This window comes from Cupriavidus pauculus (assembly GCF_022179805.1).
Taxonomy (GTDB): Bacteria; Pseudomonadota; Gammaproteobacteria; order Burkholderiales; family Burkholderiaceae; genus Cupriavidus; species Cupriavidus pauculus_E.
Genome location: NZ_BPUO01000027.1, coordinates 14,271 through 28,405, shown reverse-complemented (window position 1 = coordinate 28,405; position 14,135 = coordinate 14,271). Strand labels below are relative to the sequence as shown.

Annotated in this window: 8 protein-coding genes; 3 read left to right on the top strand and 5 right to left on the bottom strand. The window is 61.6% G+C overall.

Annotation, left to right across the window (positions count from 1 at the left end):
* Window positions 1-131: 131 nt before the first annotated feature.
* The 5 genes from MFF62_RS29995 to MFF62_RS29975 form a co-directional block, all read right to left on the bottom strand.
* Entirely contained in the window at window positions 132-1,148 is a 1,017-nt protein-coding gene (locus MFF62_RS29995) for a DUF4062 domain-containing protein (RefSeq protein ID WP_238267638.1), read from the bottom strand.
* A 697-nt stretch (window positions 1,149-1,845) separates the two neighbouring features.
* Entirely contained in the window at window positions 1,846-2,490 is a 645-nt protein-coding gene (locus MFF62_RS29990; RefSeq protein ID WP_238267637.1) for an OmpA/MotB family protein, read from the bottom strand.
* A gap of 11 nt (window positions 2,491-2,501) precedes the next feature.
* Window positions 2,502-3,965 carry a hypothetical protein gene (locus tag MFF62_RS29985; protein WP_238267636.1) on the bottom strand — a complete coding sequence of 488 codons (1,464 nt, stop codon included), beginning with the start codon at window positions 3,963-3,965 and terminating at the stop codon, window positions 2,502-2,504.
* Window positions 3,958-5,226, bottom strand: a complete 1,269-nt coding sequence (locus MFF62_RS29980; RefSeq protein WP_238267635.1) for a hypothetical protein — start codon at window positions 5,224-5,226, stop codon at window positions 3,958-3,960. Before MFF62_RS29980 ends, MFF62_RS29985 begins: the two co-directional genes overlap by 8 nt.
* Window positions 5,227-5,239: 13 nt before the next feature.
* Entirely contained in the window at window positions 5,240-6,217 is a 978-nt protein-coding gene (locus MFF62_RS29975; protein WP_238267633.1) for an ATP-binding protein, read from the bottom strand.
* 343 nt (window positions 6,218-6,560) lie between these two features.
* Between MFF62_RS29975 and MFF62_RS29970 the strand changes: the two genes are divergently transcribed.
* Genes MFF62_RS29970 through MFF62_RS29960 form a run of 3 tightly spaced genes read left to right on the top strand, consistent with a single transcriptional unit; the run spans window position 6,561 to window position 14,117 of the window.
* Window positions 6,561-7,820, top strand: coding sequence for a hypothetical protein (locus MFF62_RS29970; RefSeq protein ID WP_238267631.1), 1,260 nt, complete (start codon window positions 6,561-6,563; stop codon window positions 7,818-7,820).
* A complete protein-coding gene (locus MFF62_RS29965; protein WP_238267629.1) occupies window positions 7,817-9,829 on the top strand; it encodes a phospholipase D-like domain-containing protein in 2,013 nt (670 codons plus the stop codon). Before MFF62_RS29970 ends, MFF62_RS29965 begins: the two co-directional genes overlap by 4 nt.
* Window positions 9,822-14,117: a DEAD/DEAH box helicase gene (locus MFF62_RS29960; RefSeq protein WP_238267626.1), complete on the top strand. Its 4,296-nt coding sequence runs from the start codon at window positions 9,822-9,824 to the stop codon at window positions 14,115-14,117. Before MFF62_RS29965 ends, MFF62_RS29960 begins: the two co-directional genes overlap by 8 nt.
* Window positions 14,118-14,135 lie beyond the last annotated feature (18 nt).

Sequence of the window (14,135 nt, the reverse complement as noted above, 5' to 3'; positions counted from 1 at the left end):
GGGGCACGTAGAGCAGGAGTTGCTGCCGCCTATGGGGCAGGCGAAGGACTTCCGCCGAAAAGGCTGATCGATGCTGTTGACCGGCTGTCCGGCCACCAACTACGTAATTGCGACCTTGATCTCATGCTGAACTACGCAGGTGTGGCGGGTGGAGGCAGTACTTGGCCGAGTGTGGGTGCGGGTGCTTGTTTGCGAACAGCGCCCAGTTGCAGTAATTGGCTCGTGCCATATTCAGACAATAGCCAATAAATGGTGTTCTGTATGTTCTGCACCTTGACTACGCCGTAAGCCATAAACTGTATCTTGACCCTTTGATAGATGTCCCCATCTATTTGGCGGGTGTATGACGAACCAACTTTTTCTGATGCTGCTCCAAACTCGGCCAACAGTCGCTGCACCTTAATGTCGGTGGAGTACTCCATGAGGTGTGGTGCGATGACTAAGAAAGTCTGACTCCACGTCGTTTCGCGCTTCCAGTACCGCATAACGTGGCCTCCGGCCGTGATTGACCCCATCAAGACCACGCGGTCGTCCCAGTCGGCAATATCTGCAATATCGGTTTGAGGCCCTCGTGCGACCTTTTCCCGAAGCGCCTTGTTTTCAGCTTGAAGCGCGTGTATCTCGGCGAGCAGCTCTGGCGTTCCTACATTGTTTGCTCTCATCCATCCGATTGCGGGATATGTCTTGATCGTCTTCTGTAGACTCAACGAGACAAGGCCCGGCAGTTGATCGGCAGTCTTCCAGAACTTGCATAGACGGCCGGAGGTTACCTTCATGCGAAAATTCGCCAGGCGTTCTGCAAGGGCTGGATCTTTGTCAGTCTTGTTGACCGGTAATGAATCCGGATCTTCGTGAAGGAACGCGACGACTTTTAGTCCACGTTGGACTGCATAGTCATACTCTTTCTCGGTGTAGCTTATTCCCTCAATTGCAAGGGAGCCGTATCGCGCACCTATAATAAGTAAATAGTAATCGCAATCATCAATCACTTTCTTGATGAATTCGAATTGCTCTTCGTCCATCGCCGGAAATAGTTCCATCCCAGAAGGGATGCAATCCATTTCCATAAGTGTTTTAATTACTTTCTGGCGTTCGTCCTTCAAATCAGCGAAAGTTGAGCTAACGAATACTTGATATCGTTTATCCATGGTTTCAGGCCGCCGCGGTATCGAACTGCCGTAATAATACCACTGTACTCAGCAGCGGCATGGCAGAGTTGATTGGGACTAAGTATTGATTTGCATTTGCGCGCAATCTTGCGACAACTAATAGGTATCGCGTCAATTGAGGGCGCTGCGTAAGGCTGCATGAGCCACGGCCCCGAGGGGGCGCAGATGGATGCGACAGGGGCGCTACGGCGTCCCTTTGTCGTTTCTGGGGCAGGGTGGGCCCGAGTGAGAGCCCGGACATTCACCAGCATGCGGCAGTTTCTGGCTCCTACAACACAAACGGAAAACCCGCCGCTGCCGCATGGTGGTGACATTAGGGGATCCTATTGGGGCACATACGTGCCCCAATTCTGGACCCTTTACCGGCCTGCGATAGTCGATCCAGCCACCTTTTCAAGCCAGTTCCCGGACTTGCACTCCAGGCGCTATTGCGGACGATAAAGCCCACCCATTTTCATATCGGTTGAGACAAGGTGGTCTTCCTTCAGCCAGAGCGAGGCCTTTCCGGTTTTGTCGAAAAAGCGGCGTCATCGAACGATCTCCTCGCGTGAAAGTGTGATGCCAAAGAAGAAGGGAAGCAAACAACGATTTCAACAGCCCTGCCTGGGAGGGGTACTTATGGAGCGCACAGACGCCGGCATACCCGGCGCATGTGCGAACCGTGGCACCCTTGCCTTCAACCGTTCTGCTGAACGACGAACCGTACCTCGACGCGCCTGTTCCGTGCGTCTTCTGGCGCGACATTGGTCAGCGGGTGTGAATCGCCGAATCCCGCCACGACAACGCGCTTGGCGACCCGCTCGTCCAGCTTGCCGGTGAGAAGCCGGCGCGCCTCGCGAGCGCGTGCGGCCGACAACGTGTAGTTATCGTCGTAGACCGTGCAGAAGTGAGCGAGGTCGGTAACCGGGCGCGCCACCTGCAGGCTGTCAGTGTGGCCTTCCACGTAGATCTGGCCGTCTGGAATGCGGGCCAGATAGTCCGAGACTCGTGCTTCTACCTGAGCAAACGCTGCCTTTGCCTCGGGCGTAATGCAGGCGCTGCCTCGCGAAAAGACGCTGTCACGCAACGTGATCTTGCCCGCGTCAAGATCGATCGACACCAGGCCGTCGGCGCCCTGCCGCGAAAACGTCTGCTTCATGTCCTGCAACATCTCGGTGATGTGTTTGCGGTAGGCGGCGGTTCCTTGCTCCAGTTCTGCCTTATGGCGAATCTCTGCGTACTGCCGTTGCACCACGGACAGGACCAGCAGCAGCATGACTACGGCCATGACGCCCGCCATGAGGTCGGCAATGGCTACCCATTCGTTAGGCTTTTCTTTCATGAGCCTGTCTCTTATGCATCCAGCCCACGGCGGTTCTTCGGCGATACAGCGCGGGGTGCTTTGCCGATGAGGTCGGAGACCTGACGATCGATGCTGCGGACGGATTTCAGCAGGTCGTCCTGGCCGGCATCCTCCTGCAAGGCTTTTGCAACCTGCTTCATGGCGGTTGCGGCGGTATCGATCTTTTCGAGTGTCTCGCCGATCGCGCTGCTCATGTGGCCGATCTTCTGGCCGGTGGTCGCCACGGACCTGAGGCCGCCGGTGATGTCGCCACTAAGCTTGTTCACAAGGGTTGTCATCGACTCGATATGCACGTTGAGCGTCTCGCTAGTCGTTTCAAACGAGGCGAAGGCCTTGGCCTGCTTGGCTTCCGCGGATTCTATTGAATCCTTAACCCCCTTCAGCGTCGCGTCAACGTTTGCCGAGAGCTCGTTGACCGACGTCGAAATATCGTTCGCAGCATTCCCCAGTTGGGTGGAAACGATGTCCATGTTCTCCGAGAACTGCTGTCCCATGTTCTTGATGGTCGCGCCGAGGTCGTGCTTCATGTCCCCGAGAACCTCCTTCATGCCGGCACGCAGCTCGCCGATCCCGGACTGGAGTTCAGTGGTGGCGCGCATGGTGTCGTTGGCTGCTTCTGCCATACCGTTTGCCGCTTCGGCCACTGCGGCGGTGCTTCCGGACACGCCTTCCACGAAGGATTCGATCGCGTCGCGCGTTTGCGTTGACTGCAGGGCAATGTCACGCAACTGTGCCACCTGCTTCTCGTTTGACTGGCGAAGCAACTCGACCATCGACGCATGCTGTTCGGCCTGTGTCGCTGCCTGGGCGTTGGCAATCGCCTTCGAGGTATCGGCCAGCATGCCGATTGCCTCGACGATCCGGGAATTGTCATCCTGACGCCACTGCAGTGCCTCGGCCTTGCGACGGTCCACTTCCGACTTCATCCGTGCGATGCACCATGAGAGGCGTCGTTCGTCGTAGTTCTTGTGGTTGCTATAGCTCTTCAGAATCAGGAACGCGGCAATGCCCCAAGTCGAGGTTTTGAACTTGGACCCGAGGCCGTGCATCATCGACATCAGGTTTCCCATCATGGCGTCGACATTGCCGCCGCCCGAAGCGTCGGACAGGATCGTCGATGCCTTATCCAATGCCATGCCCAGGCCGACAAACGTGCCAAGCAGGCCCACGATCAGCAGCATGCCGGGCATGATGTCCGCCAGCTTCTCCTGGCGGGTGGCCACGGCTGCGCTCAGGTCGTTGACCGAGCCATGTTCGATGTCGAGGTCGCCGGCATCGGGCCCCGCTTCGCGGCGCCAGTTGCGCTCCCAACTGGCCGGCGTGGCCTGGCTCAAACCCCGGCAAGTGTATGCCGCCAGCCCGAAGATGATGAGGAAGAACGCAATCTGAAGCGGTTCCGGCGGCAGCAGCTGCGGAATCAGGAAGTGACCTAGTTGATTCAATAGTTCAAGCACGGCCTTCTACCTCCAGCATGTTGCTGCGTGCGTGCGACTCGCTTTCAAAGATGTTTGCGAAGTCGATGATCAGTGATTGCTGGTCGGCGGTCAGTGCATCCCAGGGCTTGCCATGCTGGGCGCAGTCGATCAGGATCATGCCAATCTCCCGACCCTGACTGATCACGTAGGACTTGTCTTCGCTGGCCAGCTGCTCCTCGGTCTTTTCCAGCATCTGTAGGAAGCCTTCGCTGGCAAACACATAGTTGCGGCGCTCGCGATTGAGCTTCTCCAGCGCCGAAAGGGCGGCTGTCTGCTCCGGCACCGTACGCTGCAGCTCGATCAGCATCGATGCTTCCTCGGGCGCTAGGGCACCCAGGCGTTGCTGGGTCTCGAGCTGCCGCAGCAGAACGCGATCTTTGGCCACCCGGCGGTTATCGAGTTCCCAGCGTTTCTCGTCGGCCTGCAGTGCAATGTCCCAGGCCTTGGTCAGCTCCTCGAACACGAAGGGCAGTAGATTCTTCTGGTGGCGCTTCTGAATGATGCGGTCCAGATGCTTGCCTTCGGCATCGGTCATGGTCGGCGTGGGCGCAATCAGGGCAGACGCGATCTTCACCAGAAAGATGTCGTCGTCAGAAATGTCTTCCACCGCAGTCGCGGCGCGCAGGGTCTTCTCGGCCATGCGCAGCAGCTTCTGCGTGGCACGCAGCCGCAGGTAGTGGTCGAAGTCTGCGATTTCGCCGGCTTCCAGCAGCGATTCCACGCCTTCTGACGCCAGCGCATAGTTGTTGATGAGGGAGGCTAGGTCGATCTCGCGCTTGACATGCTGTGACAGCGTGGTGGCGGCTTCCTCGAAGGTCTTGCGGTGGCGGCGCGCTTCGGCGGCTTCTTCGGCGGTCATGCGTGCCTTGAATTCGCGTGCCCAGCGGATCGCCCACTGGATTGCCGAGTCCAGTTGTTTGAGGACGGGGCTATTCTCCAGCTTGAGCAGTTCGGTCAGCGCCTTGTCCAGCAGCAGGATCGCGCGGCCCAGCCAGGGCAGATTGGCGTTGAATGCGATGTCGGCGGCCTTTCCGAAAAATGGCTTGATTGTCGCCAGCACTGGACGCACCTTTTTCCAGGTTTCCTTGACGGAACCGACAAAAGTTTCGGCTTCGTCCGCCAGCCAGCCAATTGCCTTGCCGGCGATCTCCCTTGCGGCCTCGAAGCCCTTGCTTACCGCTGATGCCACCTCCGACACGGCGCTGCTGACCAACGATACCGCCCTTGACCAGAATCCCATTTCTTTACCCCTGTTAGTGTGTGCGATCGACGCCAAGCAGGCGCCGGCTTGTTGTGATGTCTGTTGCCGACGACGCGGATGCCGGCTGTACGCTGGAAATGTCGGCGTGGGTGCTGCGGACTTCGGTGATCGCCGCTTCGATATGCGTGGCCGCGAGCTGGGCCGCGCGTGAGAGCCCTTCGGCCTCGTGCAGTGCCTTGGGCAAAGCCAGTCGCATGCAGGTCCTGATCTCGCGCCCCGAGAATCCATCGGTGGCCGCTGCGGCCTGTTCGATGAGCGTATTGCGGGCGGTGGCCAGTGGAATGCCGGACACCAGCATCCGGTCCCACAGGCGTTCGCGCGCCGCCAGATCGGGTAAATCGAACTTCACGTGATAGCTGATGCGGCTGCGGAAGGCCTCGTCGTAGTTTTTGGCGAAATTGGTGGCGAAGACGGCGACGCCGTCGAACCGTTCGAGCTCAATCAGTAAGGTCGATCGCATGGCATTGACCTCGTTGTCCACCCCTTGTGTCACTGCCGACAGACGCTTGCCGAGCAGCGTGTCGGCCTCGTCGAAGAACAGCAGGGCGCCCGCCTCGCGCGCGGCCTCGAATGCCGCCTGAATGTTCTTTGCCGTCTCGCCCATGAACTTGCTTTCGAGTTCGGCGATGCCCAATGCCATGAAGGGCATGTCCAGTGTGCCGGCCAGGGCTTCGGCCGCCATGGTCTTGCCGGTGCCCGGCGGGCCGTAAAAGTTGAGAATCGTGCTGAGGCCCATCGGATCGACAGAGCCGAAGTCCCAGTCGATATAGATGGTCTTGCGGTGGCGCAGCTTGGTCAGGCATTCCGAGAGCCGCAGGGAAGTTCCCTGGGACAGAATCAGATCGCGGTCCAGACTGAACCGCGGGCTGCGCACGGTTGCCTGGGGGATGCCCGGTTCGGGTTGGCGATCCGCTGGGCGGGTGCGTTCCGGGGCCGGGCGCTTGTTCGCCGCGCTGGTGGGGTCGTTCATATGCTGTGCCTGGTTGCTTGATTCCGGGAGCAGTCGGCCTGCGATGCAGAACAGCATTGCTGCATTCATGTGGCCAACCGTCTATTACGGTGCGAATCGCGCGTTTCGCATACCTCCGATGTAGGGGGCGAATCACGTGGCGGCAGAAGTCGTTTGGCGCTACGATGCCGCCGCTGCCTGCGATGGCGCACGCCATGGCCGTTAGCTTGCAGCCCGATCTGCGCAAACATTGCCCGGATCGGCGCGGATACTCATTTGCGTTAGCGGTTCAACAATTGCCAATGTCTGCCGATGTTTCGGGACAAGCACGCCCGAAAGCTGGCGGACCATTTCACGCAGGCTTATGTCTAATGAATTGCCACGATCGATTGCCACGGCGCCGGTGTTTCCGTTTTTCACGGAGAAGGACGACAAACTGACCAGCGCACCGGGTGGGCGCGACCTGCTTGGCATACTGCCGGTCTGGAGTGCGTTCGGTCGGAAGTTGGTACCCAATATCGCATCGCCGGCGGCGAAGCTCGATGGTCTTCGCGCCATTTTGCTGATCGAATGGCTGGCGCAACAACCGGCGTTTGACGCGACCCTCCGTCCGCAGCCGGCCTTTCGCCGCTATTTCCGGCTGATGGAAGGCATCGTCGAGTTCTGGCTGCACAAGAACGGCGAGAGGCAGTGCTTCGGTAGAAACGCGCTGGTTGGCGGCGCTGATGATTTCACCGTCAAGGCCAGTACCAAGGGAATCGTCGCCAACGGTTTGTTCCAGTACTACCGCGGCACTTGCCGTCGCGCCGGGTACGTGCGGGCGAACGGCACGGTCTGCCAGAGCGTCCAAGAAACGCTGTCGGCGGTCTGGAAGCCTCAGATCGTGAAGCGGATGCATGATGTGCTTGCGCAGGCCATCGGCAAGGAGGCTGGCGAGATTCAGCCGCTAACGATTCTTGCAGCCGCTCCGGAACTTGACCGGGCGCTCGGCGACACGTTCGCCTTCCATACGTTCCACGTGCTGTTTAACAGCACGCTGTTCGGCAATGCCGCGCAACGCACGCTTGCATCGGTTTACGGCGGGCTCCCGCTTGGATCGCCTAAGAGCCGTGTGGCGCTCCTTGAGTCCCCGGAGCTGCAACACGAGATCGATTGTGTTCGCCGTTGCGAGCCGTTCCTGGTTTCCCTCTATGACGTGTTCGATCTGTTGCGCAATGCGACAGGCCAGCGCACCGGCGCGGTGGCCGCGCGGCTGGTCGAGTTTCACGCCGTACTTGCGGCGCGCGCCCGGGATTTTCTGACGTTGGCCGGGGAAGTCCAGTCAGCGCGCATGCGCGACCTACTTGGTCTCGCGCAATGTCTTGTCGAAGACCTGTCCGGCCGCGACAATGGATTGAAACGGTTTATCGAAGCGCTGATCGACTATCACCAACGCTGCATGGCGGAACGGGGCAAGGAGCCCGTCATTCGCGTCGAATCGGATCACTTGCTTGTCTTGCTCGACGGCGACCGCTCTCCGGACGTGATCGCTGACAGCCTGCGTGACGCGATGACCTGGCGCAATGACTATTTCCTCAACGTCGCGGCAGGACTCTACCTCGAACTTTTTCCCGTCAATTCATGACAACGAAGTTGCCCGACCCGTCCTGCATGCGGCACGCATTGCTGCAGATCTGTGAGCAGTTTGAACAGGACAACGATCGTGTCGTGCTGCTGACGACATTCAATTTCGCGCCGCGCTTCTTCGAGTCGAGCGTTCTGCCGATCCTGGCGGCCATGCCGGAGGAAGAGGAACGGGGGACAGCCGAAGCCCGCTATGCGCTGAACCAAGCCCTCGAGAAAGTGCACTGCGTGGTGGCCTGCGATCGATCGGTCAGTCCGGAACCCAAGGGCGAGTTGCGGTACGGTCTGTTGCCGGTGGGTCTGCCCAAGGGCCGCTTTCACGCCAAGTTGATGCTGATGTCAGGCACCTTGCGCGGTTCCGGCAAGGCTGGACTATGGCTTGCCGTGGGAAGCGGCAACCTGACGCTTTCGGGCTGGGCGATGAATCGGGAAGTAGTTGCCACCACGCGGGTCAATACGCAACACGCTGCCGAACTGACGCTTCTGCTGAGTTGGCTGCAGGCGCAGGCCGATCAGATGCCGGCGGCCGGCGAGGATGACATCGAGGAGGGGAATACCCGGCAGGTACTTCGCAAGCTGCAAGAGGCGCTCGGTGATCCGGCGGCCCTTGCGGCGCCAGGCATGCCGACGCTTCACCTGGCGCTGCCTTTCATCACGTTGCCACGCAAGCCGATGATTGACCTGCTGGCTGGCAATCGGCAATGGGACGCGGCTACGGTCGTGTCGCCATTCTGGGGCGGCGTTGACAGGCTGAGCGACCGCCTGAACACCGGCAGCGTGCGATACGTGCCGTCGCTGGACCAAGGCAGCTACCGGTTCCCGCTGGGCAGCACGTTAGGGCACGGCGCGCGCAGCGTCGCCTTTGGCAAGTTCATCGGCGGTGAGGATCGCTACACCCATGCCAAGGCCGTGCTGCTGCAGCGTGGTGACGACTATGTGCTGGGCATGGGTTCGGCAAACTTTACCGAAGTGGCGATGCATCCTCGGGCGGGCGCGCTGGCAAACGTCGAGGCCATGTTGCGTTACGAGCTGGCAGCGAATCCCTGGGCAGCGACGATAGCGCCGGCGGCTGACCTGCCTATTGCGGAGCCGGACGACGATGATAGCGAGGAGAAGGCGCCTCCGATACCTCCGTTCGATGTCCGGATTGCATGCGATTGGCGAGCCGGGAAGTTCGTGGCACGCCTTTGCGTGCACGACGGTGCGGCGGTCGAAAGCGGTCGGTTGAAGATCGTTGTCGGCCTGGAACATTGGGACGTGGCAGCCGGGCTGGAAGGACAGTGGCAGGAACTGGAACCCAAGCCCTTCAACGGCCGCGTCGCCGTTCGGACGTTCTTTGTCCAGTATGAAGTGAAAGGGCAATTGCACACGTTCCAGGGGCTGGTGATACAGGTGGGCGCTGCCGATGACGAGCTTGGTTACACGCCCCGGCCGCGGCTCGACAGCGTGATCGCCATGCTGCGGGCGCTGGACCCGTCGGTGGGCCAGGGCAGGGGCGTGCATGGCGTGGCTGCGCCGGGCGACGGGGACGGTGAGGAGGACGCACCCGAGCCGCAGTTCGATTTTTTCGCACTCTTTCAGGCCACGTGGAAGATGCTCAAGTACTTTGAGACGCCGGATCCGGTGTTTGGGGAACGCGATCCGTTCTCGTCCACGTCGGTCTACGGCCTGAAGACGCTCTGGCGTGCCATCGACCTGCACCCGGCGGTCAGCGCCGAACAGAAGATTGCCCGATATATCCACGTGGCGGAATTCGAGGACGTTCTGCGCCAGCTCGGGCGCGACAGGGGCGGCGAGGCACGTGTCCTGGAAGACGCAGTCCGGCAGGAGCGGATGGAGCTCGAGGGCGAAATTCAGCAACTGCTGATGGACTCGCAGACCTTCCGCGCCATGTTCCCGCAGCCCACGCCAGACCAGGCGCGGAGCTATCTGGAGTGGTTCCGGGGGGAACTGCGCGGACGTTACGGGCATGCAGCTCCGGCGGATAGCACGGAAGCCAATCATGCGTGACGACGACTATTTGCCCCCTTCGCTCAATGCCGCCGGCGTTCGGCAATATATTGCCTTTGATGGCAACGCCGCGGACCCGATCGGCGCACCGAGCCCGCAGGCGAAGCTGCAGAGCGAGGGCGTTGCGGGGCTTTGGGCCTTGCTTGCGAAGCGCGGCTTTGCCTACCTCGGCGACGAAGTCGGGATGGGCAAAACGCGCCAGGCGATGGCCGTGATCGCCACCCAGCTTCTGAGCAAGCCCGACTCGCGCATTGTGATCGTCTGCGCGGGTAAGACGCTGCAGACACAGTGGCAGCGCGAGTGGGAGGAGTTCCTCGGAAAGTGCTACAGGCTGCGCGATGGCCGACTGCTGGAACCCCACGATGGGGCGCCAATCGTGCGGCTGCGCCTGCATGAGAACCTGAGAAGCTTCATTGACGAGGTCCGGCTGGACGACGCTCGCGTGCACCTGCTGCGCTACTCGTCCTTCAGTCGTCCGCTGCATTGGGGCAGCGCGCAGAGCGTCGGGGATCTGGTGGCGCAGTACCAGCGTACCATCGGGCTGCCGGTGACCGAAGCGGAGCGTGCGCGTCTGAATCTGGCCCTCGACAAGGCTGAAAAGCTGGACAAGCCGCGGCAGATGGAAATTGCAGCCCGCGTGCTGGCCGAGAGCTACTGCGACCGGATTGGCGGACTGATGGAGACTGGGCGGCCGGATGCCGCCGAAGCGGTGGATCTCGTTGTGTTTGACGAGGCGCAGTACCTGCGCCACACCGGCAACTACCAGAACCGCCATATCGCGCGCATCTTCCGGAGCCGCGCTGCCCGGTGGCTGTTCCTGAGCGCCACGCCCCTGCATTCGGGGCCGAATGACATCCAGAGCCTTGACACCTATCTGTGTCGTACCGAAGCCGGCGCGCCTGCCGATCCAGCCAGATGCGGCGAGTGTGGCCATGCGGCGCGCTGCAGCGCAGCCGCGCGACAGATTTCGCTCGACAAGACCGACGTGGTCGATGTCCTGCGGCAGATGCTGATCCGCCGACCCCGCACCTACACGGATGCCGGTGACAGGCACTACAACAAGGTCATGTATCGGCTGTACAAGCCAGTATCCTACGATGGCGCGGACGATCCCTTGCTCGCCATGACCATGTCGTTGGTGCAGAAGCGGCTCGTCGATGTCCTGGCGGGGAAGAACAACCGGTTCCGGCAGGGGGAATGCGCGTCGTTCGAGTCGTTGTCCCGTTCCGTTGCGCGAAACTTGCCTCATACGTTGAAGCGGCAGGACGAGCTGGATGACGAGGCGGACGATGACGTCGACGCGGAACTGGTGGCCGGGGCCGAGTTCGAGCCGGCACGCGACCGGAAGCGTCATGCCGGAGACGGTATCCAGCAGGCGCCGGACCGTACGTTCATCGACGCGCTGAATGTCAGTTTCGAGCAGGCGATGAAGCGCGCCGGCAGCCTGTCGGGCGTGCCGGGCCTGCCCCACGCGAAGCTGACAAAGACCGCGGAGGACCTGTTTGCGCACAGCCTGCGCAACGGATCGAACGACAAGACGCTGGTTTTCGTGCGCCGCATCGACACGGTGGAAGAGTTGCGCGACCGGCTTCATGTCGCGTTCCAACAGCATGTGGATGCGCGAATTCGGGAATGGGCGAAGGTGATCGAGCCGTGGGGCGTCCCCAAGGCGCCGTTGATGCCCGCCGACTTCTGGACGCGTCATGCGCACGATGAGGCGGACGACCAGGCCGACTTGCCTGCCGACGACGGCGGCAACGCCGAGACGGACGGCATCAAGACAGCGTACTTCGAGGCGTTAAAGCGTAAGTCGGGCACGACGAAGGAGAATGGCAAGCTGGTATCGCTGTCGTCACGGCTGCTGAATCCGCGGCCGCAGGAAACCGGCCCGCTCGATGGCTTCCTGCTCGTCCACGACAGTCCCGAGGTGACAGCGCGCAACATGGTGCGCTGGAAGGCGCTGCTGGGCGTATTGATGGGGCCTGCATTCAAGGGCGAGGACTGGCTGTATGCAGAGCCCGGGCGGAAAGAGGGATGGAAGCTGGCGACCCTGCAGCGATGCCTGCTGCAATCGCTGCGGCAGACCGACTTTCTGGTGGACCTGTACGTGCTTCACGCCCATGTCGGCCAGATGCCAGGAGGCGTGGGGCACGGGCTGGCGGAAAAGCTCATATGGGTGCTTGGCGAGGCCGCGCAGCCGCGTCTGGGCGCCCTGGCCCCTCATTTCGCAAACTGGCGCGAAAAGCTGCGGCGCTGGATCCTGCAGTTCGATCTGATTGTCGATAAATGCTTGCGCACCGATTCGACGCCGACATGGGATCGTGTGTACGACCGGGTGGACCGGGTATTCGTTCGGATGGCGCCGGTCGTCGGCCGGTCGGGACGCCTGCGCAATGGTAATGCAGTGCCGCAATTCAAGCTTCCGACGCATCCCAATATCCTGATCTGCACGGACGTGCTGAAGGAGGGCGTCGACATGCACCTGTTCTGCGACCGCGTCATGCACTACGGTGTGGCCTGGACATCGGGCGACCTGGAGCAGCGCATCGGTCGCGTGGACAGGTTCGGGAGCCTGATCAGCCAGCGGATCGGCGGCTACCACGCCGGGGCCGATCAGGGCCTGCCTCGCCTTGGGGTGATCTTTCCCTACCTGAATGGGACGCTCGATCGCTACCAGGCGGAACGTGTCATGCGACGCAAGAAGGAAAGCGAATGGCGGCTGGATCTGGCCAAGCGCGGCGACGAGTCCGATGAAATGGACGTATCCACGGCGGGCGGTGCCGATGGAGAGGGTCCGGCGCGTGCGCTGCCGGTACCCGGCGAGAGTCCCGATGCCATGTTCTTTCCCGATTTCGCGCGGCGCGTGGCCGCCGGTGTCGAGCCGACGCCGCTGTGCCTGCCTGCGTCGGTATCGCGTGTCGGGCAGGATCCGCTGACCAGCCATCCCGAACGCCGGCGGCATCTGGCCGCATGGCATGCCGTCGCCGTGGCCAAGGATGTGGACTTGCCTGCATCGACTCGGCTGGCATGCTGTGTTCCGGCGGAGGCTGCAACTTCGACAGGCAAGCGGAAGAAAAAGACCTTCGAGGTTGCATACCGCCTGGAATGGCTCGCACCACGCCAGCCCGATGCCTGGCATGCGCTGCCAGGCGGCGCGGATCTGGCCGAAGTGCTGGCAGTGTCGGCGCCATGCGCAGTGCGGGGCACTCCCGCGCTGACGGCCCAGGGTTTCGTGTGGGATGCTGACGCCAATACGCTGGCATTGTCGGCGGGCATTTCCGCCACGGACGTTCTGGCGCGGCCGAACGTCGACGGTGCCAAGGTGTTGCTCGAATCGGTCGGAGACGATGTGTTCTGGCTGGTGCGCGCGCAGGTGGCCAGCGAAAGCAGCTTGTCTGCGTCCGCCGACGAGCGTCAGTCGTGGATGGCCTCCGTCAATCGTGGCCGCCGTTGGGGCTATCTGGTCGCGGATGCCGGCCAGGTCTGGGTGGTGGCATTTGTCAGGAAGGCGGATGACGCGGAGCTGCCGCTGCTGCGCAACGTCGGGCGTGCGTTGAGGCGCGCGGCGCTGCACTATGGCTCCAGTGGCGCCAGGACGGCCCCCGCACGCTATCGCTCCCCGACCGGATTCCCATCGCTGCAATCGATCCGCAAACAGTATGGCGTGCAGTCCGCCGGGATGGCTGCGATGTTTGGCAAGAACGTAACCGGCTTTTCCATGAAGAACGAAGATCTCCAGGCATGTGGTCAGTTTCTCGCCGACGTGCCAGTATGGTTTGCAGGGGTTTTCTCTGCCGTGCTCGACAACCTGTATGAGGCCGCCGAAATCGCCGACGAGAACAGAGGGCTGAACGTGGGCAAGCCAGCGTTGCTGGATGGCGGGGTTCTGCACATCCAGACCCAAGGCGCCGAGAGATTCCGCCTGCAGGCGTGGCTGGATCTGCAGGGCACACAAGGCAACAGGGGCATGCCCACCATAATGTGGGAACTGGCGGCCAGCCCGCTGGACAAGGGACCGGCTCCGCAACTGCCCCTGTCGGCGCTGAATGAAATGCCGCATGCGGACGCGGACGGTTGGGAAGCAGACGAACTGCCCGATCAATACGCTCACACGCTCAAGGGCGAGAGGTATCGACACCTGGCTGTCAGTCATTCGCCAGCAAGCTGGGACGGCTCTCGCGATGCGTTGATGCAGGCGTGGCGCGCGGCACTGGCGTGGATGCGGCATCCGACGACGTTCCAGCGCCGATACTGCCGCGCAGCGTTCGAGACCGCGTTGAAGCCGTGAAGTCCGGCTGTCCGGGCC